Genomic DNA, 25996 nt, shown 5'->3' with positions numbered 1-25996 from the left:
CGTGGCCGATTCCGTGCACGTCGCGATCTTCACCGACTTTCACCCGGCAACACTGGGCGGCGTCCAAACCGCTATGCGGTCACTGTGCGACGGCCTGCGGCGCTTCGGTCATCGTGTGACCGTATTCTGCGCTCCCGCATCGGGATCCACGGCGTCCGATGACGATACGGTCGTGCTCGGAGCGGCGCCGATGTCGATGTCGAACGGGCTGCCGGTGGTCCTTCCGACTCGAGCCAACCAACGCGTGATCGATGCCGCGTTCAGCGCGCGCGGCCCGATCGATATCGTGCACGCGCTGACGACCTACGGCTGCGGGATCTCGGGCGCACGCGCCGCGCGCAGGCACGGCATCCCGATCGTCCAGACCATGCAGAGCCGCGATGACACGGTCATCGAAAAGTATTCGCCGTCACCATTTCTGGCCGCCTTGACGATGCGGTGGGTGCACGGCTGGTTCGTGCGGCTGGGCCGGCAACCGGCATACGACGACGACAGCCGAATCGCCCGGCTCGCGTGGCGTCCGCTGATCGCGCAGGCCCAGGCAGCCGACCGGGTGATCGTGCCGACCCATCACTTCGCCCGTCGTTTGGCCGCCCGTGGCGTGGACCGGCCGATTCACGTGGTGTCCAACGGGATCGATGACGCCCTGCTCGACCGTATCCGTGGCGCGGGCGGCACGGTGACAGACACTGAAGCACCGCTGCGTGCCCTATGGTGTGGTCGCTTGTCTGCCGAGAAACGTCCGCTCGAAGCTATCGCGGTCGCGCGTCTGGTCGAGGAATGCACGCTGGACATCTACGGCAGCGGCCCGCTCGCCGACCGCGCCCGCTCGGCGGTAGCCAAGGCGGATCTGGGCCATCGCATCCACCTGCACGGCGAAGTCGCGCAGGCCGATTGCCTGCGCGCCATGGGCAACCACGACCTCCTACTGCTCACCTCCGACTGCGATACCCAGGGCATGGTGCTGCTCGAAGCCGTGGCGATGGGTCTGCCGGTCGTGTATTGCGACCCCGAACTCTCCGAAACCGTGCCCGACGACGGCGGCGTCCGCGCCCCCGATCCATCGGTGGAATCGCTCGCTACCGTGCTGCACGCCCTCGCACGGGACCGAACCCGCCTGCACGTGATGCGCGAGGCACTCGCGGCGCACGCCGATGAACCGCGCCAATCGAGGCACATCACCCGAATTCTGTCGGTCTACGCCGAAGCGCTCTCCGTACCGAATAAGCCCTCCGGCGACCGGACTCGACAAGCGAGATGGACCCGAAAACGACAGCCGGGCATCGTCGCTTCGTAGGCTGGCCCGATCACTTGTTCGTGGCGAGATCTCGATAGGGTGCGGAATCGTCCCGATCGGCGCGCTGCCGAGAAGTTCGTCTATCCGATCCAGTGTCTGCGCATACGCCGATCGGTCTGCCGAATTGCGGATCCCAGCGAATGTCGGCGTCGACTGGCACGCAGGCCCCTATCGCCGCGACCAGCGAGTGGCGGCGCGTTGCTGTGCCCAACGATAGGGATCGGACTCGAGTGCGCCCCGATCCCAGTCGCCGAGCGTCGACGCGGCCTCGTAGGTCCGGCGCAGGAATTCGGCAACCACGGCGTCCGGATCGTTCGATTTCCGGACCACTTCGTTGGGAAGAACGAATTCACCCAGGTCACGGTCGTAGTACCCCTCCCCTGCCGGATGGTCGGCGTAGCCTGTGGGTTCGGGGTAGGCATATGCGTAGAACGCGCCTTCCGCTCCACCGCCCGGCCAGAATCCGCAACTGCTGAGCTCGTGCGAATACCCCTCCTCCATGACCCAGTCGGCGCAGTGGGGCGCACCGCCGGCATGTATGGGCGCGGGCCGGCCGGAGAACCTGGTGCATGCCAGATCCATTGCGCCCCAATAGAAATGGACCGGACTGACCTTACCTACATAGCCGGCACGGAATTCGTTCAGCAGTTTGTTCGCCCGCACCAGCTGGCGCCAGAACAACCACACCGCATCCGGGTCATAGGACCGGTGCCGGGTGTCTTCGGCGAACGGGATGGACTCCTCGACTTCGTTGGGTCGCCCTTGAATACGGGTGCCGAGTCCGAGTTCGTCGAGCGCCCGCATCGTCTCGACATAGAACTGCGCCACCGACTTCGGCGCCAGCGCCACGGACCGCGTACTTCCGTCATCGGCGCGGATCACCAGCCGATGGTCGACGAAGTCGAATTCGATGTCGAAGACCGCATTGTCGTAGGGGATCGCCGAGGTCGTCAGCCCCCGCGCGCTCACATACAGCGTCACCTGCCACCAGTGATTCAGCAGCGGCGCATGCGCCATCCGGATCTTCCCGACCACCTGCAACCACATGTGCAACGTCTCGCGGGTGTCCTGCCAATCCGAGACCCGCAGCGACGGCCACACCATGGAATTCGATTCGGACATCACTGTCTTCCCTTCGCCGGTTGGTGACAGTTCAGAATGCTAGCGCCTTGTCCAGGAAGGTCGATGCGGTAATCGCCGGGGTGGCGGGTTGCACCGGCACTGGTGACCGGCGATGCTGCCGGTGGTGGTGATGCCGGTGGCTCATGAGCCGGATGTGTTCGTTGGAATTGAACGATGTCGATTGCTCCTCGGTAGATCGATGCAACGCAACCACGGCCAGCGCTATCGGGCAGATGCGTGATTTGTCCCCAAGCGCCACACCAACTGAGTCGTCGCATGCTGACCGCTCCGCAGTCTTCGGTTGCCGGGTCAGGGAATTCGCTGCCGCAGGACCAGCGACGCGGTGTAGGCGGCCGCGATCAGCACCGCCGCCAGGATCATCCAGGGACGGCTCGCGTCCCCGCGTACGGTTTCGTAACCGATCTGATCGCTGAGGGTGCTGTAGGCCGAGCGCAGATCGGCCAGGCTGGCGGCGGTGAAGAAGTTCCCGCCCGAGAGGTTCGCGATCTGCTGCAACGCGGCGTCGTCGACGGGCACCGGCACCTCGTCGACACCGTCGCCCTGTTCGCGGGGGATTTCCACCTTGCCCCAGGTCGTGCCGAACGAGATCGTCGATACGGGCACCTTCTTGCTTTTGGCCTGTCGTGCGGCGGTGTAACCACCACGGGGGTCGTTCTGGTTGGCTGGGACAGTCTGTTTGCCGTCGGATTCGAGCACGATCCGCGCCGGTGGTGGCTCGGTCCCGCCGCCGAGGAGGTTGCCGAAGGTTTCGATCGCCTGTAGCGCGGTGAAAATCCCTTCGCCCGTTGCGGTCCGCTCGGCCAGACGCAGGTGGTCGATCGCTGTGATGACCTGATCATGGTTGGTTGTCGGGGACACCATCAGCGACGCGGTCCCCGCGAAGGTGACCAATCCGAGGTTGATGCCCGGCGTCAGGTCGTCGACGAATCCCTTGGCCGCCTTCTGCGCGGCCGCCAACCGGCTCGGTGTGACGTCGGTGGCCTGCATCGACAATGACACATCGATGACCAGGATTACTGTGGCGCGGTTGCGTGGCACGCGTTTGTCGGCCATCGGCCCGGCCAGCCCGACCGTCAATGCCAGCAGCCCGATCAGCCCCAAAGCCACTGGAATATGGCGTGCCGGTCCCGATCGTTTCGGGGCGACGGTCTCGAGCAGTTCCATGTTGGCGAACCGCAGCGTCTGCCTGGTCCGGTGCCGTTGCACGAGCAGGTAGCCAACGGTGAGGGCGAGAACGACAAGTGCGAATGCGAACCACAGCGGCGCGGCGAAATCGGAGAAACTCATCGGCTCAGACCTCCGCCCGCATTACCTCCCGGGCCCGCGCCCGGCACGCATCGATCTGTCTCGGATCATACGTGTGCAATCCGAATATGGTCGGCTTCGATGTCGGCGCGACCTCCAGGTTCCGTCCGGCCGGTGGTCGCCATCGCTTGCCTGTTCATCACCTTCCGCCACAACACACGACTCTGAGCCCAGTCGCGACGCCGATCTTGCCGCAACGCATACCCTGGATCACAGGGCGGAGTATCGATGACACCGCCATCGTCTCCGCACCGATTCCGACACTGCGGGGAAGGCCCGAGACAATGCGCCTGCACACGAATATCGCGCTGAATGCGGTGATATTCAGCGGCCGTCCCGACACGGTTCCCACCTACACCCCGGCCGGGGTATGGATCGGTACCGGCCTGTTCTTGGTGATCCTGATCGCCCTGACGCTCTGGGTTGTGCTCGGCGGCCGTCGCGGTGGCTCTGGGTTGGGCCGACCTCATCGCTGGTTGCGTCGCCGACGACGCTGACACACCCAGCGAAGTCCAATGCCGCATGGCGGACTCGCGAGCGAGGTAGCGGCCGGCCCATCGCTTCACAATTGGCCACGAGACTTGCGACCTCGCTGATCGGCCGGCCGTCATCGACGACGGGCTGGCGACGAGCAACCGGTGCCTCAGGGTGGGAGCGGCGTCGGGGTGAGGCATACGGTCCCGCAACAGCGCGCGGGCGCCGACGATGCGATCGGCGGGGCCTGCGGTTATGTGCCGATTCAGTGCTGACGATCAGCGCGAGCGGCTAGGCCGCTGATGAATGCGGCGATCTCATCCGGGTTCTCCTCAGCCATGAAATGGCCGGCGGTGGTGGCCTCGTAGGTCATATCCGGGGCCCATGCCTTCCAGAGGGCTGCGGCGTCGAAGCCGAGCTGTGAGCCCCAGTCTTGTGAGATGACGGCAACGGGCATGGTGAGCTGAGCACCGCGGGCACGGTCGGCTCGATCCATCTCGAGGTCGACGCTGGCGGTAGCCCGGTAGTCGGCCACGATCGAATCGACGGCCGCGGCCGAACTCTCGACGTAATAGTCGCGCTCCTGCGCCGTGAAGGTCGACCCGTCGGTGTCCCAGGCTTCCAGAAAGGATGCGAAGAATTCGGGGGCGACGGCCGAGATCATCTTCTCGGGGAGGCCGACGGGTTGGGCCATCAGGTACAGGTGCCAGGCCACCTTGGCGTCCACGCCCTGGAGAACCGCCCATGTGTCGAGGGTGGGCAGAACGTCGAGAATGCCGAGGTACTCGACCGCCTCTGGGTGGTCCAAGCCGGCCCGGACAGTGACGAGAGCACCGCGGTCGTGTCCGACGAGGCCGAACCGGGTGAATCCGAGGGAACCGGTGATCTTCACGATGTCATTGGCCATGGTGCGCTTGGAGTACGTCGCCGGGTCGATGCCGGATGGCTTGTCACTGCTGCCGTATCCGCGCAGGTCCGGCACGATCACGGTGTGAGTGTCGGCAAGCTTCCGAGCGACATGGCGCCACATGTAATGGGTTTGCGGGAAACCGTGCAATAGAACGACAGCCGGGCCATCGCCGCCGACGGCGACGTTGATCCCGACATGGTCAGCGCCTGGAATCAATCGGTACTCGAAGCCCTCGATGACAGGGGTGTTCACTGGTTCTCCTTCACTCGGGGAGTGGGTGCTGCGGCGGCAGGGGTGTCGGACGGCCTGAGAAGATGCCGGCAGGCAGTGGCCGTCCATGTCCTGAGGTCGTTCGCAGGGACGGCACCAGGACGGTGTCGACCAGGGCGTCAAGGTACTCATCGTCGACCAGCAGCCCGTTGACTCTGCGAATCAGCAGGGCGGCGCCCACGACTTCTTCAAACGGGAAGGGGTCGACGCCATGCGGAAGCTCACCTCGAAGCACCGCGGCGTCGATCACCTCCTGTGGCAGGCGGGCTCCGGTCGGTCCGACAGACGTCTCGATGGCCTCGCATAGCTCAGGGTCCTCGAGCCCTGCTTGCAGAAGCAGCATGGCGGTCTGGCTGTCGGCTGCTCGCATGGTGCGGTCGAGCCGACGACACAGCATCAGCAAGTCGCCGCGCAGGCTGCCCGTGTCGACAGGGTCGGCTCCGTCGCGACGAGCGGGCCCAGCCTTCAGCGTGGCGATCACCATGTCCCGCTTGGACTTCCACCGCCGGTACAAGCTCGCCTTGGAGGCGCCGGACCGACGGGCCACCTCCTCGAACGTGACGCCGTCGTAGCCACACTCCGACAGGAGCGACTCGACAGCGGCAAGTATGCGCTGCTCCAAGTGCTCGTCACGCGGGCGGCCGCGAGAAGGCTGACCACCATTGAGCGAGCTTTTTAGATACGACACGTCCCGTATCGTATATCACTCGAAACATGGCCGCACTCGATCAACGTCTCCGGTCAGTACAGCTGGATCAGTGGCCGATGGTTTGGCAGATCTTGACAGCCAGGCCCGGCATAACTTCCTGCCCCTGCATCCTGCTCGAGATCGGCGATGTCTCCGCGTTCGCTTCACCCGGGCACCTGGCCGCCTACGCCGGCATCGCACCGGTCACCCGCCGCTCCGGCACCTCCATCACCGGCAAGCACCTGTCCCGCTCCGGGAACCGCAAACTCGAACGGGCACTGTTCCTTTCGACGTTCGCTTCGCTCAGCGCCCCTGCCAGCCGCGCCGAGTGCACCCACAAACGCAGCGAGGGCAATAAACACAACGCCGCCCTCATCTGCCTGTCTCGCCGCCGCTGCGACGTTCTCTACGCAACGCTCGAGAACAAAACAACCCTGTCAACGGGCGGGCAGCCTGACCGTCCGCCGCCCATGCCCGGACCGCGACCACCGTGATGGTGTGCCTCCCGCTACTGGGAACCGCGCCGTCACCGGTTATTCTCCCAAGGGCGAGAGCGGAGAACGAGATGCGTAAAGCCTTGCGAATCGCGGTGGCACAGCCGCGGTGCGTAGCCCACGACGTCGCAGGTAACGCGAACGCGCACGCCGAGCTGATCAGAGCGGCGAACGCGCGTGTCGTGGTATTCCCTGAGATGTCTCTGACCGGGTACGAACTGGACGCCGAGGTCATCGAGCCACAGGACGAACGGCTGGCTCCCATCGTCGCCGCCTGCGCCCAGACCAATACGGTTGCGCTGGTCGGCGCGCCAGTGCCTGGACCTTCTATCGGCATCCTCGCCGTCGATCACCGAGGCGCCTCGGTGGCCTACCGGAAGGTATACCTGCACGGCAGTGAGGATGCTCGATTCCACCCGGGCGAGCCCGCGGTATTGGAAATCGACGGTTGGCGGTTGGGATTGGCCATCTGCCGAGACACCGGCATATCCGAGCATGCTGATCGGACCGCCGCGTACGGCATCGACGGCTACGTTGCCGGTGTGCTCCACAGTCGCGATGAGGCCGAACTGCACTCCGAACGCGCTCGCAGGGTGGCAGCCGACCACGGCGTATGGGCGGCCACAGCTGCGTTCGCCGGCCCGACCGGCGGGGGTTACGACAAGACTTCCGGCCGTTCCGGTATCTGGTCCGCAACCGGAATGCCACTGGCCGAGGCCGGAACCGAGCCCGGCGACTTCGCCTGCCACACCTTCGAACAGTAGATCGCGCACCGGACCGGCTCGCTTCCAGCCGACAGTCCACCCATTCGAGCGGTTGCGGCCCAACCCGGGCAATACCGGCGGCAGGGCGGGCGCGGCGAGAAACATCCCCGCCGACTGATGCTGGACGCGATGTTCTATCTGGTGCGCGGTGGGATCGACTGGCGGGCGCTGCCGCGGGATTTCCCGCCCCCGACGACGGTGTACGACAGCTTCCGTCGATGGACGAAAGCTGATGTGTGGCAACGAATCAACCACCTCCTGCGAGACCGGCCGGGTTCACGAGAGCCGCAAACCGACACCGGCGACGGCGATCATCGACTCCCAATCGGCGCGCGGCGCCGACACTGTTCCCACATGTTCACGCGGGTGGGACAACGGTAAGCAGGTCGGAGGCCGTAAACGCCATATCCTGTGGACACCCTGGGCCTGCTGCTGGCCGTCCTGCCCCAGGCGCGGCTGACAGGGAGCCGCGGCATGAGTCAGGCTCGTAGACGGCGGTTTGTCCGCCGCGGCGGCGCTGTTCGCCTTGCCCGCCGCCGTCACGCCACCTTCCGACGGTCACCAAGTCGCCCTGATCACTCGATTGCTGTTGCCGCGAGTGTAGCGAGTGTAGCGACCACAGCCAGGACAGCGGCAGCGGTGAAACCGAGGGTCGACGTCGCTCAGATCCACTACCCCCCAATGTAAAACGGGGAAGCATCGTCCGGAAATGCGCGATCTGCGCTGAAGCCGTGATGGTGGCATTACCAACGGATGCCGGTATTGCGGTGCGCCGCTATGGTGGGTTGGTGCGATTCGTGTTTCCCGAAGACCTGCGTGCGGCGAAGTTGGTGATGCTGTGATGGCCGGGGAGGGCCTGCGGATCGGTTTCGCGGTTCCGCAGCTGGGGCCGCAGGCGCATCAGGGCCGACGGATCGCGTGGTTCGCGGGTGAGTTGGAGGCAGCCGGTGCGGATAGTCTCTGGGTGGGCGATCGCGTGCTGGCCGCAACGAATCCCACTGTCGGATACGGCGGAACGGATCGCATTCCGGCCGAATTCCATTCGGTACTGGATCCGTTCGTGACGCTCGGGGTGGTCGCGGCTGCGACCGGGCGGGTGCGGCTGGGGACCAATGTGCTGATCGCGCCGCTGTATCGACCGGCCCTGCTCGCACGGTCGCTGACCAGTATCGATGTGATCAGCGGCGGCCGGTTGATCGCCGGATTCGGTATCGGGTGGTCGCCGGAGGAGTATGCGGCGGCTGAGGTGCCCTTCGCCCGGCGTGGGGCGCGCCTGGACGAGACACTCGATGCGCTGCAAGCCATCTGGAGTTCGGATCCGGCCTCCTACCAGGGGCACTATGTCTCGGTGCCGGAGCATCGACGAGAGCTGGGCCCGGTGCAGAAACCACACCCGCCGATCCACCTCGCAGCGTTCACACCAGCGGCGTTGGCGCGGGTCGGCCGCCGCGCGGACGGCTGGCTGCCGGTATGGCGGGTGCCGGGACCTGCCGGGCAGGGTGAGGCGCTGAGACGCGGGCGCGCCGCGGTCGACACGGCCGCACGAGCCGCCGGGCGCGATCCCGCTGCTGTCGAGACGATCGTACGGATCAATGCGGCGCCCGGAACCGGGCCCGGCGATCTCGTCGTAGCGATAGAGGCAGCGGCCGCCGAGACCGGGTTTCGAGAGTTCTTCGTCGATCTGATGTACGTTGCCGGCACCGTCGAACAGGCTGCCGATACGGCGTTGCGCATTCTCGGCGAGGTGCGCTGAACGGCGAGCCAGGACAAGTATCGCCGTCGTACAGCACCACATCGGACCAGGTGACCGGGGTCACGGCGCGTCCAGTGGCCCCTACCTGATCGACAGGGGTGCCGCGGACGGTCATACGATGTCCGGGTGCGACCAACGACGGATTCGACGACACGACTGCGTGGCGCATCCGTCGGTGCGGCAGCGGGTGCGGTGAGTATCGCCGCGCACGCCGCTGGTGGCGGCGCGGTGGCGCCGGGTTCGGCCGCAGTCATGTTGCTCGTGGCCGCGTGCACGGTGATCGGGATCGTCACCGCCCATGCCCGCACCGGTCTGGTCCGGCTGATGATATTGCTGGCCGCTGGGCAGATCCTCGGACATGCGGCGTTATCGCTGTCACCGCACTGCCACAATGCGGTACTCACCGGGCCGATGCTGTTGGCACATGCGGTCGCCGTCGTGGTCGGCGCCTTCCTCATCCGCGGCGCGGAAACAACTCTGCGACGGGCGATTTCGCGGGTGTGGCGCGCGGTCACCGCGGTCGGCGGGCAGCTCGGCGCTACCGGTCCGCTGATCGGCACGGGCCGGAACCACGCAGTGGCAGCGCCACGGCGACTCGTCCTGGCATCGGGCACCGGCCGACGCGGGCCACCGGCGCGCACGAATATCCTCATTTTCCCCCACCCCGTCCAGGTGTAACGACCCGGCGTGGATTCGCGTGCGGCAGTAACCGACTCGATTCGGTGACCCATCGCGATGTGCGCATGGTCGGTGCCGCGTCGCCAGATCGACGGACTCCGGATCGCCGCACACACCAGTCACGGTGTCAGGCCCGGACCAGGGTGGATCCACTTCGATTGCCATGGAGTTCACTCATGTTCACTCACTCTCGTCGCGCCGACGCCGATCGCCATCGCCCGGTCAGCGTGCCGGATCCCCGACGTCATCGATCGTCGCGCGTGATCGCTCTGGCTGCCGCTGCCGCGATCTCGATGACTGCTGCCGCATGCTCGTCCAGCACTGATTCCGCTGCCGCCGACGCCGATTCGGTGACGGTCGGCAATCAGTGGATCAAGGCCGCCGATGCCGGGATGTCGGCTGCGTTCGCCGATGTGACCAATCGCAGCGATCACGAGATCCGCATTGTCGAAGCCACCAGTCCAGCCTCGGCACGCATGGAGATCCACGAGGTCGTCGTGGCGGACGGCGGCAAGGTGATGCGTCCCAAAGCGGGCGGCCTCGTGATCCCGGCGCACGGTAGCGCCACGCTCAAACCCGGCGCCGATCACCTGATGTTCATCGACCTGAAGGCGCCGCTGCGCACGGGAACGCAGATCCCGGTCACTGTGAAGTTCGCCGACGGTACCAGCACCACGTTCACCGGGCAGGTCCGCGATTTCGCCGGCAACCAGGAGAACTACGCACCGACGGGGGACGGTTCTGCCCCCGCACACGGTGGCTGAGCGGCGCCTGTCACGGCGGCGGTTGCTGGGCGGCAGCGCTGCGGCCGCCGGGGTGGCCGGCGTGGCCGGACTCACGCTGGGAGCCGAGCACTGGGCAAGCGGGGGCGGTACCGCCGATCCGGGGACAGTCTGCGAACCGTTCTACGGACCACATCAGGCTGGAATCGCCACGACACCGCAACTACACGCGGCGTTCATCGGTCTCGACCTGAAGCCGGGCACCGGACGCGAGGACATCGCCGGGCTGCTGCGAATCTGGTCCGAGGACGCGGCCCGGCTAACGCAGGGCGAGCCGCCGCTGGCCGATACCGAACCCGAGCTCGCCACTCGCGCGGCCCGGCTGACGGTGACGATCGGATTCGGGCCGCGGCTGTTCGCCGTGGCCGGGCTGGAGCGTGCGCGGCCACCATGGCTGGCTCAACTGCCTGCTTTCACCATCGATCGCCTCGATTCCGCGTTCTGTGAGGGAGATCTGCTACTGCAGGTGTGCGCGGACGAGGCGACGACGGTGGCGCATGCAGTGCGGGCGCTCACCAGAAGTGTGGGCTCGCTGGTGACGGTGCGCTGGACCCAGCGTGGATTCCGCAATGCCGCTGCCGGGCAAACAATGCGCAATCTGATGGGACAGCTCGACGGCTCGGTGAACATCGATCCCGCTACGCCCGATTTCGATCGGCTGGTATGGGATGACGGTGCGGTGCTGCCGTGGCTGGCCGGAGGGACGTCGATAGTGCTGCGACGGATCGCGATGAATCTCGACACCTGGGACGAACTCGATCCCGAGGGCCGGGAACTCAGCATCGGACGCCGCATCGCGACCGGGGCGCCCCTGACGGGGACCCGCGAATCCGACGATCCGGACTTCATGGCGGTCGATGCCCATGGCATCACCGTCATTCCGCCGTCGGCACATATCGCGCGGGCCCACCACGCCTCCGATTCCGAGCGGTTTCTGCGGCGTGGTTACAACTACGACGACACGCCCGCCCTGGGTGCCACCTCGAATTCGGGCCTGCTGTTCGCGGCCTATCAGCGCAATATCGCGACGCAATATCTGCCGGTGCAGCGCCGCCTGGCGGAATTCGATGCCCTCAATGCCTGGACCACACCCGTCGGATCAGCGGTGTTCGTGATTCCTCCTGGCGTGCCGGCGCCCGGGGGATACCTCGGGCAGAGTCTGTTCGAGAGCTGAGGCCGACCATGCCGCAGTGGCGATCACCTCCACATGGTCGGTAGTGCCGCATTCCGGCAGTGGCCGGAATGCGGCGCTACCGGCGATCGAACCTTGCAGTGCATTTGGTGCACACCTCGTCTACTGCAGCCGTGCACCATTTGCGCTGCGGCATGAAATACCACGCTCGCCAAGACCGCGGTGCCGCGAAAACCGAAATGTAGCGGTACTTCTCGGACAAGACCGATCCCTACAACGCGGTCGTGGACCGCGTCGGCGACATGCTGTGGGTTCGGGTCACCCAGCACGCCGACGAATCCGAGCCAGCCCTGCAGTCGGTGCCCATCGGTGACCACGGCAACCGATGCCGGCCGCGAATTCGTCGACTATCCGAACGCGATCATTTCGGCGGTGCCCTCAGCCGGTGTCAACGGAATAGGCGTCGACCCGGATGCGGCTTTATACCTTGCCTTCTCGGCACACTGATATCGAAAGTCAGTGCCAGAGTACGGCGACGAAGACATTGGCGATCGCCAATATTCCGGCAGCATCGGCCATCCACGCAATCGTCTTGCCGCGCTTGGCATCGGCGTGCGCAACCTCGGCCAGACCGGCGACTGCCACCGCGATCACCAGTTTGACCACGATCTTGGCCATATCGAGATTCTTGTCCAGCGAGCCGATGCCGTCGGCCATGCCGACCAGGATCAATCCGGTGACGATCTGCGTACGTGCACCCCAGAGCATCACTTCCGACACCTTCGGCCGACCGGCCGCGTAACCGCCGATCACCGCGGCCAGACCGAGCAGGTGGGTGACGACCACCAGGTTGTAGACGACTGTCATGCCCCACAGCGTAGTTGATCCACGAAGCATCAACGACAATCTGTAGTAGAAGCCCGGTCCAGCCTGAGTGAGCGTTCGGGAACTTCGGTCATACTTCGAGGACAGCCATGGCGGCATTGTGCCCGGGGATGCCACTGACTCCGCCGCCCCGAATCGCACCCGCACCGCACAGGAAGACATTCGGCACGTCCGTGGCCACGCCCCAGCGAGCCGCGGGCGTATCGGCGTCGTCGCGACGATATGGAAAGGCCAGGTCTCGGTGGAAGATATGACCGCCGGGAAGAGCCACCTCACGTTCCAGATCCACCGGCGACTTGGCTTCGATACAGGGGGCACCGTTCGCGTCGACGGCGAGGCAATCGACCAGTGGTTCGGCGAGTACCGCATCCAGTTGGGCGAGTGCGGCTTTCACGGCCGCCGTCTTCGCCCCTTCCGGATCTGACTCGAAAAGTCTTGCCGGAGTGTGTAATCCGAACAATGTAAGGGTGTGCAAGTCGGACTCTGGTGCGAGGATCGAGGGATCGGTCAGGGTATGGCAGTAGATCTCCGATGGTGGCGCCGATGGTATCCGTCCGCGCGATGCCTCGCGGTAGGCCTGCTCCAACTGCGAATACGATTCGGCGATATGAAATGTCCCGGCGAATGCCTCATGCGGATCTGTCGCAGCGTCGCGCAGCCGGGGTAACCGCCGCAGCACCATATTCACTTTCAGTTGGGAGCCTTCGGGTTTCGGCTCCCCCGGTATGCCGAGCAACTTGCTGAGCTCGTACGGCGCCGCATTGACGAGCACATGTCGCGCGCCGACCACACCATCCCGATAGCGCACTTGCGCTGTGACATTGTCGGATTCGACCTCGGTTACCGCACAATCGGTGATCAGCTCCGCACCGGCGGCGCGGGCCGCGGCGGCGAGTGCGTCGGTGAGCGCGCCCATACCGCCGATCGGCACATCCCAGTCGCCGGTGCCGCCACCGATCACGTGGTAGAGAAAACACCGGTTCTGCCGCAGTTCCGGATCGTGCGCATGGGTGAAGGTCCCGATGAGTGCATCGGTGAGCACGACTCCGCGCACGGTGTCGTCGGCAAAGGTCGACTCGATCGTCTCCCCCAGCGGACGCTCGAACAGCGCCGCCCACATGGCTCGATCATCGACAACCCGCTCGAGCGCGGACCGCGTCGGCAATGGTTGTGTCAGCGTTGGAAACACCCGCTGTGCGAGCCGCCCGGTCGCGCCGTAGAACTCTTGCCAGGCCCGGAAGTCCCGATCCGATCCGGTGAGCCGCACGAAGCTCTCCCTGGTCCGGGCCTCGGAACCGGTATCGACCAGCAGTCCGCCGTCCCCGACCGGCGTATACGACGAGATCCGCCGACGCCGCGTCGCGAACCGCAACCCGAGCTCGTCGACGATCTGCCGCGGCAGCAGACTCACCAGATACGAATACCGCGACAATCGCGCATCGACGCCCGGAAAAACCCGCGCCGAAACAGCGGCCCCACCGGTATGGTCCTGCCGCTCCAACACGAGCACCGAACGTCCGGCTCGCGCCAGGTATGCGGCGGCCACCAGCCCATTGTGACCACCACCGACCACCACCACGTCGTAGGAGGAGCGCATCGGTCGCATCCGTCCTACCTACCACGGATTTCGCGGTTCGCGCCCGGAATGCGCAATTGCCGAGAGATTACGGCCCGGTTTCCATATTTCGCTGCGATTGACCAGCGCTCACTTCACACTGAGCTTCTGGCAAACGCAGTATGAGGGCGGCGTTTTCACCCGGGAGCGATCATGACCGAAGCGACCACACCATCCGACGACGAACGGCGCCTCGCCGAACTCGGCTACAAACAGGAATTGGCCAGATCCTGGTCCGGATTCTCCAACTTCGCCATCAGCTTCACCATCGTCTCCATCCTGACCGGCGGATTGGCCAGTTACGGCATCGGTCTGGCCAACGGCGGCCCGATCACCATGGCGTGGGGCTGGCCGCTGGTCTCGGTCATGGTGTTGTTCGTCGGCCTGGCCATGGCCGAATTGGCCTCGGCCTACCCGACTTCCGGCGGACTGTACTGGTGGGCGTCCGAATTGGGCGGGCCGGTCTGGGGCTGGTTCACCGGGTGGTTCAACCTGATCGGGCAGATCGCGGTGACCGCCGCCATCGACTACGGTGCGGCCATCTTCACCACCGCGGTGCTCAATGTGATCGGCATCGATATCGGAACCGACCGCACCGCAATCTTTTTGGTCTTCACCGTGATCCTGGTCCTGCACGCCGTCCTCAATGCGATCGGCCCGCATCTGTCCGCGGTCATCAACAATATCTCGGCCTGGTGGCATGTCGGCGGGGTGGCGATCTTCGTCGTCGTACTCGGTTTCGGCGCGAGCCACCACCAGAGCGTCGGCTTCGTCTTCACCGAAACCGTCGACAACAGCGCGGTGGGCTTCGGCGGGGTGGCATTCAGCTTCCTGCTCGGATTGCTGCACGCGCAGTACACGTTCACCGGCTATGACGCGTCGGCGCATATGTCGGAGGAGACCCACGATGCCGCGCGCACGGCGGCCAAGGGCATCATCAATACCATCATCGTCTCGGCCGTTGCCGGATATCTGCTCATCATGGCGGTGACCTTCGCCATTCCGAATCTCGACGATGCGCTGGATCCGAACAAGAACAGTGGCTATCCGGTGATCTACATCCTGCAGAATTCGCTGAATTCGTTCTGGTCCGGTCTGCTGCTGGTCATCGCCGCGATCGCGCAGCTGTTCTGCGGCTACGCCTCGGTCACCTCGGCCTCGCGCATGCTGTTCGCCTTCGCCCGTGACGGTGCGGTGCCGGGATCGGCCTACTGGTCCCGACTTTCGGCCCGCAAGGTGCCGGTGCACGCGGTGCTGTTCATCTCGTTCTTCTCGTTCGTCCTGCTGATCCCGTCGATGCTGGTGCCTGCGGAGAACGCGCCGACCGCCTATGCGGCCGCCACATCCGTCGCCACCATCGGCCTCTACATCGCCTATGGCATCCCGATCCTGTTGCGCCAGTTGCACGGCAGCCGATTCGACACCGGCCCATGGCAACTCGGCTCCTGGTATCGTCCGGTGGGCATTATCGCGTTGATCTGGATCGTGTTGATCAGCCTGCTGTTCATCCTGCCGACCGATGACCGCGGCTATCCGTGGAACAACGAATTCACCTGGAACACGGTCAATTACGCACCGATCACCCTGATCGGCGTGGTGGGCGCGATCGGCATCTGGTGGCTGGTCTCGGCCAAGAGCTGGTTCACCGGCCCCAAGCGCACCGTCGAGGATGCTTCGCCCGCCGACGAACCCGAGGCCCCGGCCAACGCTTAACCCAAGAGTGCCAACAGTTCCCGGCGAATAGCCGCAAACGCCTCTGGAGCGGCGTGAGAATTACGACCGTGCGCGCAAGGTACTCGACGCAGAATGATCGCCAGGTGGCACATGGTCACGGAAACGTGTGCCACCCAAGGCATCAATCCTCTTGGGGCAGGAACTGTTTCGCGTAGTCGTACCCTTCGGTGCCTTCGGCCGCCGCCTTGGCGTAGACCAGATGCACGACACCGGTTTTGAAGGTATCGGACGAAAGTAATTGCAGCGCAAGCGCGGAGTCGGTTTCCTCGAACAGTCGCAGGCCCTTGCGCACCGCGATCGGGTGCACAAGCAGGTGCAGTTCGTCCAGGAGCCCCACCTCGAGCAACTGGCGGACAACGGATACCGATCCGCTCATGCCGATGGGCGCCTCGCCGGGCTCGTTCTTCAGCGCCGTGACGGCGTCCACCAGATCACCCTTCAGCACTTCGGAATTGCGCCAGGTGAAGGTGAGATCCTGATGCGAGACCACGATCTTGCGCGCGACGCCGAGCTTCTTGGCCATCTCGGCGTCTACATCGCCCGCGAGCTCGCGTTCCGGCCAGGCCCCGGCGAAACTCTCGTAGGTCTTGCGGCCCAGCAGCAGCGTATCGGCCGCGCCGAGCTGACGGTCCACGGCAGTGCCCATCTCCTCGTTGAAGTACGGGAAGTGCCAATCCTGAGGATTCTCGACGACGCCGTCGAGTGCGATGAACAGTCCCGCGGTGATTTTCCGCATCAGTATCTCCTTGGTAGGTGGTTGATGCCACGTCACCAGATCAGACGGACGGGAGCCGGAACAATCATCGCTCGCGTGTTCGCCTATTCGGACGATCGGCGATGCAGCGCGAGTTGGAGTTCGAGCAGCAGGCGATCGGCGGGATCGGTGAGGTCCATCCCGAGAATGTCCTCGACCCGCCGGATCCGGTAGCGAAGGGTATTCGGATGCACCTGCAGCGCCGTCGCGGCATTGCGCACATCGCCGTGTTCACGCAGATAGGTCTGCACGCTCTCGCACAGATTCGCGGAGTGCTTGCGGTCGTAGTCCAGCAGCTTGCGCAGGCGCGGATCATGCAATTGCGGCCGTGTACCAACGAGATCGAGGATTTCACCGAGCAGTACCGCGGTACGCGATTCGGCCAGCGTGGTCACTCGGCCGCGCGGATAGGTTGCGGCTGTACTGTCGAGAACCCGGTCGACCTCGGCGCGCGCGCCCGCGACATGGGCCAGATCCGGAATGGGACAGGCGATGGCGGCACGCAGTGCGAGTTCGGCTTCGAGTTGTTCGACCAGCTGATGGGTCCACGCGGTCACCGCATGTGCGGATCGGTACTGCGGCAGCAGCACATACACCCGGTCGCCGAGGATGGTGGTCACCGAATCACTGCGAAATGAACTGGCGCGCAAGCGAAGCATATTGCCCAGGGCGGCACGCGACTTCGCACCGGGAGCGACCGCGAAACCGATCACCGCGGCCGGACCGGTCAGCGGCAGATTCAACGCGCTCGCCACCGCGGGCACATCGGCGGTGCCGCCACCGGTTCCGAACAGCCGTTGAATCAGGAGCGCCTCGGTGGACGGCGCGTCCAGACTGCGCGAGATCAGCCGGGCGGCGATGGCCGACGCACCGCGCAGGATCTCCGCGGCTTCCGGTTTGAACGGCCGGTCGCCCTGCTGCAGCCAGATCGTGCCGAGCATCCGCGGCGGACTTCCCTCGGCATGGTCCCGAATGCTCACCACCAGGCGACGCTTGATATCCAGCTCTTCGTGGGCCGGTATGTCGATGACGTCGTCGGTGCCACGCAGCCGATCGAAGACGCCCCACTCGCGCAGCACTCGCAGATAGTCGCGCGGCCCCTCCCGGCCGAGGATCGACAGCACCCGCAGCTGGTCGGCTGCCTGATCGGACGCCGAATACGCGAGCACATGCGATTGCGGGTCCTCGATGGACACCATTCCGCCCGCGTTCTGGGCGACCATCTGCGCCAATCCGAATAGGTCCAGGTCAACGGCCACCAACTCACGCTCGCTAGCCACGACCACTGCCCACTTTCATACGACTCGCCAATCCGGTCATCCCATCTTTGTCCGCCTGTCCGATTCTGCGGGCTGTTTTGCGGTGTTGACTTCGGCTCACCGTCATATACCAGTAAGGAGGACGTATGGACGCCATCGTGTCCACGCCACGCCCGGCCAACGAGCCGGTCGGCACCTTCGCACCGGGCAGCGCCGAACGCGCGCGCCTGCGGGCGAAACTGACCGAACTGGCCGCTACGCCGACCGAGGTCCACCATGTCATCGGCGGTGCCCACCGGCGCACCTCGGGTAAGAGCATCGACGTCGTGCAGCCGCACAATCATGCCGCCGTACTCGGCACCCTCACCACCGCCGAGGCCGGCGATGTCGAGGACGCGATCGCCGCCGCCTCCACCGCCGCACCCGGCTGGCGGGCGCTGTCCTTCGAGGATCGCGCGGCGATCTTCCTGCGGGCCGCGGATCTGCTGTCCGGTCCATGGCGTGAAACCATTGCCGCCGCGACCATGTTGGGGCAGTCCAAGACCGCGTATCAGGCCGAGATCGATGCACCGTGCGAACTGGTCGATTTCTGGCGCTTCAATGTGCATTTCGCCCGGCAGATCCTGGCCGACCAGCCGATCTCGACCCCGGGTGTCTGGAACAAGGTCGAGTACCGCCCGCTCGAGGGCTTCGTCTATGCGATCACCCCGTTCAACTTCACCGCGATCGCGGCCAATCTGCCGACCGCGCCCGCCCTGATGGGCAATACCGTCCTGTGGAAGCCGTCGCCGACCCAGGCGGTGGCCGCGTATTGGACGATGAAACTGCTGGAGGCCGCCGGACTGCCGCCCGGTGTCATCAATATGGTGCACGGCGCGGGCCCGAAGATCTCCGATGTCGCGCTGACCGATCGGCGGCTGGCCGGCATCCACTTCACCGGTTCGACCGCGACCTTCCAGCATTTATGGCGTTCGGTCGCGATGAATATCGCGGACTACAACACCTATCCGCGCCTGGTCGGCGAGACCGGCGGCAAGGATTTCGTGCTTGCGCACAGCTCCGCGGATCCGGACGTGCTGACTACCGCGCTGATCCGCGGCGCCTTCGACTATCAGGGGCAGAAGTGCTCGGCCGCCTCGCGTGCCTTCATCCCGAAGTCGGTGTGGGCCAAGATGGGTCGTGACCTCATCGATAAGGTCGGCGCGCTGAGCTACGGCGATGTCACCGACTTCACGCATTTCGGTGGCGCGGTCATCGATCAGCGCGCCTTCGATCGCAATGCCGATGCCATCGCCCGCGCCAAGGCCACCCCGGGACTGACCATCGCGGTCGGCGGACGTGCCGACGACACCGTCGGATATTTCGTGGACCCGACCATCCTGCTCGGCGACGACCCCACCGACGAGGCGTTCAGCACCGAATACTTCGGCCCGATTCTCGCGGTCCACGTCTACGACGATTCGGTGGCCGGATCCTTCGAGGCGGCCCTCGAACTGGTCGACGGCGGTTCGGCCTACGGCCTGACCGGTGCGATCATCGCCGACGACCGCATTGCCGTGGCCCAGGCGACCGAAGGCCTGCGCTTCGCCGCGGGCAACTTCTATATCAACGACAAACCCACCGGTGCGGTCGTCGGTCAGCAGCCCTTCGGCGGATCCCGCGCGTCGGGCACCAATGACAAGGCCGGCTCACCACAGAATCTGTTGCGCTGGACCTCCGCCCGCACCATCAAGGAGACCTTCGTCCCGCCGACCGAGCACACCTATCCGCACCAGGCGCCCGAGGAGATCTGATGACCATGTCCGGTCTGCTTCGTCCCGCCATGCTGGCCGCCTCGCGCTCACCGCGCATGGAGCGCACCGTCACCCGCATGTCGGCCACCAAGAAGCTGGTGGACCGATTCGTCGCCGGTGAGTCCGAGCCGAATGCGGTTGCGGCCGTGGCGAATCTGCTGAGTTCGGGTCGGTATGTCACCGTCGACTACCTCGGTGAGGACACCACCGATATCGAGCAGGCGCGCAATACGGTGACGCACTATCTGTCATTGCTGTCGTTGCTCACGGTGTTGCGCCAGACCGCAACCGTTGGGCCGCTGGAGGTTTCGCTCAAACTCTCGGCACTCGGCCAATCCCTGCCCGCGGACGGCCATGCGATCGCTCGCGAGCACGCGCACCAAATCTGCACCGCCGCAGCGGATGCGGGTGTGCTGGTCACCATCGACGCCGAGGATCACACCACCACCGATTCCACGTTGTCGATCGTGCGGGACTTGCGCGCCGACTTCCCATCGCTCGGTACCGTCCTACAGGCCTATCTGCGGCGCACCGAGGCCGACTGCCGGGACTTTTCCGGACCGGGCTCGCGAATTCGCCTGTGCAAGGGCGCGTATCGCGAACCCGCGTCGGTGGCGTATCAGAGCCGGGCCGAGGTCGGCGAGTCCTATCTGGACTGTCTGCGGGTGCTGATGAGCGGTGCCGGCTATCCGATGGTCGCCACCCACGATCCGGCACTCATCGAGGCCGCTGGGGAATTCGCCCGAGCAGCCCGGCGCACCCGCGACGATTTCGAATTCCAGATGCTCTACGGCATCCGCGACGCCGAACAGCGTCGACTCGTCCACGAAGACCGCCACGTTCGGGTCTATGTGCCCTATGGCGACCAGTGGTACGGCTACTTCATGCGCCGACTCGCCGAACGCCCGGCCAATGTCGCGTTCTTCCTGCGCTCGCTGCGACCGGGCAGCCAGCGCTGATCCCCGGCTCGGCGGCCTTGTCTGTGCAGTCGGACAAGGCCGCTGAAGTTTATTTATACAACTGGCCGATCACAGCGCGTTTGTGGTCCGATTAGCTGAGTGCTGCCCTGAATGTGATCTGCGTTGCTGCACTGCCGGGTAACGCAGGGGACGAAAGGAAGACCCATGTCCCTCGCGGAGTTGCGCAGCCAGATGTTGCGCCGCAAACCCCTCGAGCAGATCGAGGAGGAGACCGGGCCCGCAGACGAGCAACTGAAGCGGTCACTCGGACTGTGGCAGCTCACGGCGATCGGCGTCGGCGGCATTATCGGTGCGGGCATTTTCGCCCTGGCCGGTTCGGTCGCGCATTCCGTCACGGGCCCATCGGTGCTCATCTCGTTCCTGATCGCCGGTGTCGCCAGCGCCTGCGCGGCGCTGTGCTACGCGGAATTCGCCGGGATGGTTCCGAAGGCCGGATCCGCGTACACCTACGGCTATGTCTCGCTGGGCGAGATCGCGGGCTGGTTCATCGGCTGGGATCTGTTGCTCGAGTACATCGCGGTGGCGGCGGTGGTCGCGATCGGTGTCTCCGGATACTTCAAATTCCTACTTGGCCAAGTCGATATCACGCTGCCGGATTGGATGATGGGCGCGCACGGCACCGGAGACGGTCGCGTGATCGACGTGTTCGCGGTGCTGTTCTGTTTGGGCACCGCGTGGTTGCTCTCGCGCGGCATCAAGAGCGTCGGCCGCTTCGAGACGGTCGCTGTCGGCATCAAGGTCGCATTGGTGGTGCTGATCATCGTGCTCGGTGTCTTCCATATCGACAGCTCCAACTACACCCCGTACTTCCCGTTCGGTGTCGGCGCGGTGTGGACCGGTGCGGCGACAGTCTTCTTCGCCGTCTTCGGCTATGACGCGATGAGCACCGCCGCCGAGGAATCCATCGACGGCAAGAAGCATCTACCCAAGGCCATCATCTACTCGCTGGTCATCGCCATGGTGCTGTATGTGCTGGCCACGCTGGTGCTGACCGGTATGCAGAAATACACCGAGATCAGCCCGACCAGCGGTTTCTCCACCGCCTTCGAATCGGTCGGCATGCCGGGCGTCGCGAATATCATCGCGATCGGCGCCATCGTCGGCATTGTCACCGTCGTGCTCACCTTCATGCTCGGCGTGACTCGCGTGTGGTTCGCGATGAGCCGCGACGGACTGCTGCCGGAGTGGTTCGCCAAGACCCATCCGGTCCGCAAGGTGCCGACCCGGGTCACCTGGATCGTCGGCATCGGATCCGCCACCATGGCGGGTCTGCTGGATATCACCGTGGTCGCGGAGCTGACGAATATCGGCATCCTGATGGCCTTCATCGTGGTCTCCGTCGCGGTAATGGTGCTGCGCCGGACCCGCCCCGATGAGCCACGCGCATTCAAGTTGCCGCTCATGCCGGTGGTGCCGCTGGTGGGCATCGGCTTCTCGATCTACCTGATCTGGTCGCTGCCATGGGAGACCTGGCTGCGCTTCGCGGTATGGCTGGTGATCGGCCTCGCCGTGTACTTCGGATACTCGCGGATGCATTCCAAGTTGGAGCGCGGCGGGAACGTCTCACTGGCGCAGTAGGCGATCGACCGATTCCCCCGCGGCATCGGTCGATACCGAGACGGTCTCGGACAGCTCGCGGACGGTCGAGGTGGTTGTCCCCGATTGTGCGCGACTGTTCGAGGCCGGCCCGGCCGCAGCGCGAGCCCTTATCCACGAGATCGAAACCGACAGCGGCGCTTGCGGTCTCGGCGAAACCAGCCGCCGAGTTCACCGCAATACCGAGTGATCGGTCCAGGCAACAGCGCGTAGCGGAAATGAGCCCATCCCGCGCACCGGCGCCGGCAGTGCCACCAGCCTGGCGCCGGTGTCGGGAACCGCGTCCAGATTCGTCATCTGCTCGATGATCGGGATTCCCGCACCCAGCAGTGTGTGATGGCACGGCCGCGTCGGCAAGGACGTGTCATCGATATCGAGCGAGTCGATGCCGACCAGCGCCACATTGGCGGCGACCAGCGCGTCCGCGACCTCACCGACCAAGTACGGATGCCCGGGGTCCCGATACGCGGACGAACCCCACCGCGCCGACCAGCCGGTGTGCACGAGCACCGCCTTGCCCCATAGCCGCGCCGGGTCGCCGAGCACATCCGGTCCCACGGCGCGGATTCCCTCCGCGCGGATCATGATGATCGGCACATTGAGCAGCCGTTCCAACGGCAGCTCGGCGATATCGGCGCCATCGGCATGGAAGTGCAGGGGCGCGTCGATGAATGTCCCCGTATTGCCGACGGTATCCACGCGCGCGATCTCGTAGGTCATATCGACCAGCGCCGACCGGTCACGCGCAATATGTGTGGTGACTCGCGGTCCGGGCAGCCCGGGATAGGTGAGCATGCCGGCCGAGATCGGATGAGACAGCTCAACTATCGCCTTGCTCATGCTGAAGACCGTACTCGCCGATCCCACAGCACGCGGCGAGCTACCGCACACCCATACCACGCACATCACGCGCGCAGGCCACGGTCCAATAGCACCCATGCCTGCCGAAGGGTGGATTGCCGCGATCCAGGTTCGAACTACGGGCGCGGCCAGGGACGGCCGAGATAACGCTCGATATCGACATTGAATCGCTGCAGGTAGTCGGCGAAGGCGGCCGCGTCCTGCGGTGACCAGTCCGCCAGGATCACCGCCAAGGTTTCGATCGATTCGCCGCGTTCGCGATCGAGTTGCCGTTCGCCTTCGGCGGTAATGCGGAATTTGCGGGCCATGCCGCCATCCGGATCCGGGATGCGTTCCACCACGCCGTCGCGCACCATGGCCGCGGTCCGCCGGTTCAGCGTCGACACATCCTGCCCCACCGCCTGACTCAGCTGCCCGATCGTCATCGGACCTGCCATCCGCAGCCGATTGAGCAACATATACACACTGCGATCGAGTCGACGCCCGCCGATCTGCGGGGATGCGAGGCTGTACCGCCCGAACAGCATGGCCTCGAACTCGATCTTGTCCATGGTTTTGTTCATTTCGGGTCCTTCTGCCGATCCGCGCCAATCTGTGCCTGGATTCCGTAGCACCAGATATCCACGCAATATGCGTCATACACATCAGGTGTGACCGACCCATAATGCGTATCTGCCATATAGTGTGCATGGTCCACATTTGCATACACCCACACGCTTTCTCGATGGTGCGTGCCGTGGCAGCCGAGCCGTACACGGTATCGCTGGTGGTGCGCGACCCGGCGGTCAAGAAGAAGCTCCTCGTCATGGACCGCCATACGAATAAAGCGTGGTGGCAGTACGGCGCTGAGGACGAATCCAAGACCGAGACGAAACTGAAACGGATGAGCCGGACACGGTTCGCGGAATTGACGGACGGGGTGGCTGAACGAGTGGAAGGTGTTCTGAGCCGATAAGGCGGGGTGGCGCTCCATCGAGGCGAGCACTTCCGCTGTCACGGGTCAGTCAGCCGCGACGGACCGTTCGATCCCTCTGATTACCGCCCCGTTGTCTGCACGCGGAATTCAGGTGCGGTCCCGAGTTCCGCCAGCGCCGAGCAAGGCCCCGGACGGATTGTTCATGATTACCAGCCGTAAGTAGAGAACGGATGCCCGTTCGCGATGTGGCCCATCGCCGCGCGGCAGTAGTCGATCATACGCTCAGGCACTTCATTCGCCGAAAACCATTGCAGCTCAGCGCATTTCTCCGGCTCACGATTTTGCGGCTCCCCCCGCCAGCTAATCACAGTGAAGAAGAACGCCATCCGGCCACCGGATGACGAGTTGTGCATGATGTGAGCAAACTCGACATCCTCGTGTTTGATACTTATCCCGATTTCTTCCTCCGCCTCACGAATGAGTGCAGCGACCACCGATTCGTCGGCTTCGAGATGACCCGATGGCAGATGCCAGGCGCCATCCTCGAATCCGGTGTTCTGCCGCCGACCGAAGAGCACTTCATTGCCGCGCCGCAGCACGAGGTGAACATCGCCGGTGACTGTGTGCCGCCGAGTATCTGAGCCGTGAGCCTTTGTGGTGACCGTTTCGGTCATGAAGTGCATCTCCCCTCTTTCCAAGTAGTTGAACTGGGGTTTTACGATAAGGAACGGCCGAGCGAGGTCAGCCTAACGCCCTGGAGGGCACCGGAATATACATCAGGAGTATGCCGGCCAACGGGCTGCTGCATGGCCCCTCACGTCGCAATGCATCCAGCCTTCAGAATTCGTCGGGACAGCCGCACGAACCTCTGGTGTGCAGTACCGCTTCGAGATTCACCACTCCGGGACGGGGCGTGTGGTCGTCGAGTTGTTGTAGCAGCAGATCGACCGCGGTTTGGCCCATGCGGCGGGTGGGCTGGACCATGGTGGTCAGCCCGGGGCGGGTGTAGCGGGAGTATTCGATGCCGTCGAAGGCGACCACCGCGAGATCGTCGGGTACTCGCAGCCCAGCATCGTAGGCGGCGCGCAGCATACCCATCGCCTGCAGGTCGCTGGTCACGAAAACCGCTGTGGGGCGGGAAGAGTCGGCCATGAGATCGGCGAGTGCGCGGTAGCCCGCGGCGCCGCCGAAGTCCGTTCGCACGATGTGTCCTTCGGCAAGTCCGGCGGCCGCCAACGCATTGCGGTAGCCCTGCACGCGGTCCTCGGCGGTGGACACGTGCGGGCCGCTGAGGCAGGCGATTTCGCGGTGCCCGTGTTCGATGAGATGGGCGACGGCCTGCTCCGCGCCCGCAACCGAATCGCACATGACATGTGCACAACGCGCCGGATCGATGACACGGTCCACCGCCACCAGCACCATGCCCGCCTCCTCGCACGCATCGGCGATGCCGGTCTCCCAGGACGACGAAATCGCAAGCAACCCTTCAACTCTGCGATCAATGAAGCTGCGCACATAGGCGCGTTCACGTTCCTCGTCACCGGCGGCATTACCGACGAACAGCGGATACCCCCGCGTGAAAGCGGCTGCCTCGATAACCGCGGACAGCTCGGCGAAGAACGGATTCGCGCCATCCGGAATCACCAGCCCCAGCGCATGTCCACGGTTCATACGCAGACTGCGCGCCGACATATTGGGCCGGTAACCGAGTTCGGCGATAGCGGCCTCGATCCGCGCCTTGGTCGCGGGCGCGACCTGCCGCGGCCCGCCATTGAGCACATAGCTCACCAGCGCCGGCGACGTGCCGGCCAGCCGCGCCACGTCGGCTCGTGTGACTGCCATCCGAAATCTCTCCTTGCTCCGAGCGTCCATCCAAGCACTCCACACCAGTACTTGACAGCCGGTGACTCCGG

At 64.9% G+C, this 25996-nt stretch carries 25 protein-coding genes and 3 pseudogenes; 15 read left to right on the top strand and 13 right to left on the bottom strand.

Going from position 1 to position 25996, the window contains the following annotated elements; translation table 11 throughout:
* The first annotated feature begins 1 nt into the window (after position 1).
* Complete coding sequence (locus AB0J29_RS01020) at positions 2-1297, top strand: glycosyltransferase (protein ID WP_364777172.1); 1296 nt, start codon at positions 2-4, stop codon at positions 1295-1297.
* Between the two features lie 168 nt (positions 1298-1465).
* Here the strand turns inward: AB0J29_RS01020 and AB0J29_RS01015 are convergent, their stop codons facing one another.
* Positions 1466-2419, bottom strand: a complete 954-nt coding sequence (locus AB0J29_RS01015) for a DUF5996 family protein (protein WP_364777170.1) — start codon at positions 2417-2419, stop codon at positions 1466-1468.
* Positions 2420-2728: 309 nt separating this feature from the next.
* Positions 2729-3727, bottom strand: a complete 999-nt coding sequence (locus AB0J29_RS01010; protein WP_364777168.1) for a VWA domain-containing protein — start codon at positions 3725-3727, stop codon at positions 2729-2731.
* A gap of 302 nt (positions 3728-4029) precedes the next feature.
* On the opposite strand from AB0J29_RS01010, the gene AB0J29_RS01005 reads away from it, so the two are divergent.
* Complete coding sequence (locus tag AB0J29_RS01005; RefSeq protein ID WP_364777937.1) at positions 4030-4242, top strand: hypothetical protein; 213 nt, start codon at positions 4030-4032, stop codon at positions 4240-4242.
* Between the two features lie 30 nt (positions 4243-4272).
* Here AB0J29_RS01005 and AB0J29_RS01000 read toward each other — a convergent pair.
* The 3 genes and pseudogenes from AB0J29_RS01000 to AB0J29_RS00990 all read right to left on the bottom strand — a co-directional run.
* Positions 4273-4419 (bottom strand): annotated as a pseudogene (locus AB0J29_RS01000) (IS481 family transposase); the annotation flags it as partial.
* Between the two features lie 65 nt (positions 4420-4484).
* On the bottom strand, positions 4485-5366 hold the full coding sequence (locus AB0J29_RS00995; protein WP_364777871.1) for an alpha/beta hydrolase: 882 nt from the start codon (positions 5364-5366) through the stop codon (positions 4485-4487).
* A gap of 25 nt (positions 5367-5391) precedes the next feature.
* Positions 5392-6021: a TetR/AcrR family transcriptional regulator gene (locus AB0J29_RS00990; protein ID WP_364777166.1), complete on the bottom strand. Its 630-nt coding sequence runs from the start codon at positions 6019-6021 to the stop codon at positions 5392-5394.
* 128 nt (positions 6022-6149) lie between these two features.
* Here AB0J29_RS00990 and AB0J29_RS00985 point away from each other — a divergent pair.
* The 8 genes and pseudogenes from AB0J29_RS00985 to AB0J29_RS00950 all read left to right on the top strand — a co-directional run.
* Positions 6150-6581, top strand: a pseudogene (locus tag AB0J29_RS00985) (transposase); the annotation flags it as partial.
* A gap of 71 nt (positions 6582-6652) precedes the next feature.
* Complete coding sequence (locus AB0J29_RS00980; protein ID WP_364777164.1) at positions 6653-7345, top strand: carbon-nitrogen hydrolase family protein; 693 nt, start codon at positions 6653-6655, stop codon at positions 7343-7345.
* Between the two features lie 117 nt (positions 7346-7462).
* Entirely contained in the window at positions 7463-7726 is a 264-nt protein-coding gene (locus tag AB0J29_RS00975) for a transposase (protein ID WP_364777162.1), read from the top strand.
* 460 nt (positions 7727-8186) lie between these two features.
* Positions 8187-9098 carry a TIGR03619 family F420-dependent LLM class oxidoreductase gene (locus AB0J29_RS00970; RefSeq protein ID WP_364777160.1) on the top strand — a complete coding sequence of 304 codons (912 nt, stop codon included), beginning with the start codon at positions 8187-8189 and terminating at the stop codon, positions 9096-9098.
* Between the two features lie 126 nt (positions 9099-9224).
* A complete protein-coding gene (locus AB0J29_RS00965; RefSeq protein ID WP_364777158.1) occupies positions 9225-9776 on the top strand; it encodes a hypothetical protein in 552 nt (183 codons plus the stop codon).
* A gap of 293 nt (positions 9777-10069) precedes the next feature.
* A complete protein-coding gene (locus tag AB0J29_RS00960; protein ID WP_364777868.1) occupies positions 10070-10540 on the top strand; it encodes a copper chaperone PCu(A)C in 471 nt (156 codons plus the stop codon).
* Positions 10533-11732, top strand: coding sequence for a Dyp-type peroxidase (locus tag AB0J29_RS00955; protein ID WP_364777156.1), 1200 nt, complete (start codon positions 10533-10535; stop codon positions 11730-11732). Before AB0J29_RS00960 ends, AB0J29_RS00955 begins: the two co-directional genes overlap by 8 nt.
* A gap of 327 nt (positions 11733-12059) precedes the next feature.
* Complete coding sequence (locus AB0J29_RS00950) at positions 12060-12197, top strand: hypothetical protein (RefSeq protein WP_364777154.1); 138 nt, start codon at positions 12060-12062, stop codon at positions 12195-12197.
* Between the two features lie 9 nt (positions 12198-12206).
* Here AB0J29_RS00950 and AB0J29_RS00945 read toward each other — a convergent pair whose 3' ends face one another.
* Positions 12207-12557: a hypothetical protein gene (locus AB0J29_RS00945; RefSeq protein WP_364777152.1), complete on the bottom strand. Its 351-nt coding sequence runs from the start codon at positions 12555-12557 to the stop codon at positions 12207-12209.
* An 88-nt stretch (positions 12558-12645) separates the two neighbouring features.
* Positions 12646-14181, bottom strand: a complete 1536-nt coding sequence (locus AB0J29_RS00940) for an NAD(P)/FAD-dependent oxidoreductase (protein WP_364777150.1) — start codon at positions 14179-14181, stop codon at positions 12646-12648.
* Positions 14182-14343: 162 nt separating this feature from the next.
* Here AB0J29_RS00940 and AB0J29_RS00935 point away from each other — a divergent pair, with 162 nt between their 5' ends.
* Positions 14344-15903: an amino acid permease gene (locus AB0J29_RS00935; RefSeq protein WP_364777148.1), complete on the top strand. Its 1560-nt coding sequence runs from the start codon at positions 14344-14346 to the stop codon at positions 15901-15903.
* A 142-nt stretch (positions 15904-16045) separates the two neighbouring features.
* On the opposite strand, the gene AB0J29_RS00930 is transcribed toward AB0J29_RS00935, so the two are convergent.
* Together AB0J29_RS00930 and AB0J29_RS00925 are read right to left on the bottom strand one after the other, a co-directional pair.
* Entirely contained in the window at positions 16046-16660 is a 615-nt protein-coding gene (locus AB0J29_RS00930; RefSeq protein ID WP_364777146.1) for a dihydrofolate reductase family protein, read from the bottom strand.
* Positions 16661-16743: 83 nt separating this feature from the next.
* Positions 16744-17952, bottom strand: a pseudogene (locus AB0J29_RS00925) (helix-turn-helix domain-containing protein); the annotation flags it as partial.
* Positions 17953-18083: 131 nt separating this feature from the next.
* On the opposite strand from AB0J29_RS00925, the gene pruA reads away from it, so the two are divergent.
* From pruA to AB0J29_RS00910, 3 genes are all read left to right on the top strand, one after another.
* On the top strand, positions 18084-19730 hold the full coding sequence (gene pruA, locus AB0J29_RS00920) for an L-glutamate gamma-semialdehyde dehydrogenase (RefSeq protein WP_364777144.1): 1647 nt from the start codon (positions 18084-18086) through the stop codon (positions 19728-19730).
* A complete protein-coding gene (locus AB0J29_RS00915; RefSeq protein WP_364777142.1) occupies positions 19730-20689 on the top strand; it encodes a proline dehydrogenase family protein in 960 nt (319 codons plus the stop codon). Before pruA ends, AB0J29_RS00915 begins: the two co-directional genes overlap by 1 nt.
* A gap of 165 nt (positions 20690-20854) precedes the next feature.
* Positions 20855-22288 (top strand): amino acid permease, encoded by a 1434-nt coding sequence (locus AB0J29_RS00910; protein ID WP_364777140.1) that lies wholly within the window; start codon positions 20855-20857, stop codon positions 22286-22288.
* Positions 22289-22477: 189 nt separating this feature from the next.
* On the opposite strand, the gene AB0J29_RS00905 is transcribed toward AB0J29_RS00910, so the two are convergent.
* Both AB0J29_RS00905 and AB0J29_RS00900 read right to left on the bottom strand, forming a co-directional pair.
* Positions 22478-23146, bottom strand: a complete 669-nt coding sequence (locus tag AB0J29_RS00905) for a cyclase family protein (protein ID WP_364777138.1) — start codon at positions 23144-23146, stop codon at positions 22478-22480.
* 137 nt (positions 23147-23283) lie between these two features.
* A complete protein-coding gene (locus AB0J29_RS00900; protein WP_364777136.1) occupies positions 23284-23730 on the bottom strand; it encodes a MarR family transcriptional regulator in 447 nt (148 codons plus the stop codon).
* Between the two features lie 161 nt (positions 23731-23891).
* Here AB0J29_RS00900 and AB0J29_RS00895 point away from each other — a divergent pair, with 161 nt between their 5' ends.
* Entirely contained in the window at positions 23892-24122 is a 231-nt protein-coding gene (locus AB0J29_RS00895) for a hypothetical protein (RefSeq protein WP_364777134.1), read from the top strand.
* A gap of 167 nt (positions 24123-24289) precedes the next feature.
* Here AB0J29_RS00895 and AB0J29_RS00890 read toward each other — a convergent pair whose 3' ends face one another.
* Together AB0J29_RS00890 and AB0J29_RS00885 are read right to left on the bottom strand one after the other, a co-directional pair.
* The gene (locus tag AB0J29_RS00890) at positions 24290-24757 is read right to left on the bottom strand and encodes an NUDIX domain-containing protein (protein WP_364777132.1); all 468 of its coding nucleotides are present in this window, start codon (positions 24755-24757) and stop codon (positions 24290-24292) included.
* A gap of 163 nt (positions 24758-24920) precedes the next feature.
* Complete coding sequence (locus tag AB0J29_RS00885) at positions 24921-25925, bottom strand: LacI family DNA-binding transcriptional regulator (RefSeq protein WP_364777130.1); 1005 nt, start codon at positions 25923-25925, stop codon at positions 24921-24923.
* Positions 25926-25996: the final 71 nt, after the last annotated feature.

The organism is Nocardia sp. NPDC049707 (assembly GCF_040674855.1).
Taxonomy (GTDB): domain Bacteria; phylum Actinomycetota; class Actinomycetes; order Mycobacteriales; family Mycobacteriaceae; genus Nocardia.
Note: the sequence above shows the minus strand (reverse complement) of the source record. Positions and strands in the feature narration are given on the sequence as shown.

Bases quoted from the DNA above. Each gene is read 5' to 3' on its own strand.
- AB0J29_RS01015 (WP_364777170.1), bottom strand. From the start codon at position 2,419: ATGTCCGAATCGAATTCCATGGTGTGGCCGTCGCTGCGGGTCTCGGAT.
- AB0J29_RS01010 (WP_364777168.1), bottom strand. From the start codon at position 3,727: ATGAGTTTCTCCGATTTCGCCGCGCCGCTGTGGTTCGCATTCGCACTT.
- AB0J29_RS01005 (WP_364777937.1), top strand. From the start codon at position 4,030: ATGCGCCTGCACACGAATATCGCGCTGAATGCGGTGATATTCAGCGGC.
- AB0J29_RS00980 (WP_364777164.1), top strand. From the start codon at position 6,653: ATGCGTAAAGCCTTGCGAATCGCGGTGGCACAGCCGCGGTGCGTAGCC.
- AB0J29_RS00975 (WP_364777162.1), top strand. From the start codon at position 7,463: ATGCTGGACGCGATGTTCTATCTGGTGCGCGGTGGGATCGACTGGCGG.
- AB0J29_RS00970 (WP_364777160.1), top strand. From the start codon at position 8,187: ATGGCCGGGGAGGGCCTGCGGATCGGTTTCGCGGTTCCGCAGCTGGGG.
- AB0J29_RS00960 (WP_364777868.1), top strand. From the start codon at position 10,070: ATGACTGCTGCCGCATGCTCGTCCAGCACTGATTCCGCTGCCGCCGAC.
- AB0J29_RS00945 (WP_364777152.1), bottom strand. From the start codon at position 12,557: ATGACAGTCGTCTACAACCTGGTGGTCGTCACCCACCTGCTCGGTCTG.
- AB0J29_RS00940 (WP_364777150.1), bottom strand. From the start codon at position 14,181: ATGCGACCGATGCGCTCCTCCTACGACGTGGTGGTGGTCGGTGGTGGT.
- AB0J29_RS00935 (WP_364777148.1), top strand. From the start codon at position 14,344: ATGACCGAAGCGACCACACCATCCGACGACGAACGGCGCCTCGCCGAA.
- AB0J29_RS00930 (WP_364777146.1), bottom strand. From the start codon at position 16,660: ATGCGGAAAATCACCGCGGGACTGTTCATCGCACTCGACGGCGTCGTC.
- pruA (WP_364777144.1), top strand. From the start codon at position 18,084: ATGGACGCCATCGTGTCCACGCCACGCCCGGCCAACGAGCCGGTCGGC.
- AB0J29_RS00915 (WP_364777142.1), top strand. From the start codon at position 19,730: ATGACCATGTCCGGTCTGCTTCGTCCCGCCATGCTGGCCGCCTCGCGC.
- AB0J29_RS00910 (WP_364777140.1), top strand. From the start codon at position 20,855: ATGTCCCTCGCGGAGTTGCGCAGCCAGATGTTGCGCCGCAAACCCCTC.
- AB0J29_RS00905 (WP_364777138.1), bottom strand. From the start codon at position 23,146: ATGAGCAAGGCGATAGTTGAGCTGTCTCATCCGATCTCGGCCGGCATG.
- AB0J29_RS00900 (WP_364777136.1), bottom strand. From the start codon at position 23,730: ATGAACAAAACCATGGACAAGATCGAGTTCGAGGCCATGCTGTTCGGG.
- AB0J29_RS00895 (WP_364777134.1), top strand. From the start codon at position 23,892: ATGGTGCGTGCCGTGGCAGCCGAGCCGTACACGGTATCGCTGGTGGTG.
- AB0J29_RS00890 (WP_364777132.1), bottom strand. From the start codon at position 24,757: ATGACCGAAACGGTCACCACAAAGGCTCACGGCTCAGATACTCGGCGG.
- AB0J29_RS00885 (WP_364777130.1), bottom strand. From the start codon at position 25,925: ATGGCAGTCACACGAGCCGACGTGGCGCGGCTGGCCGGCACGTCGCCG.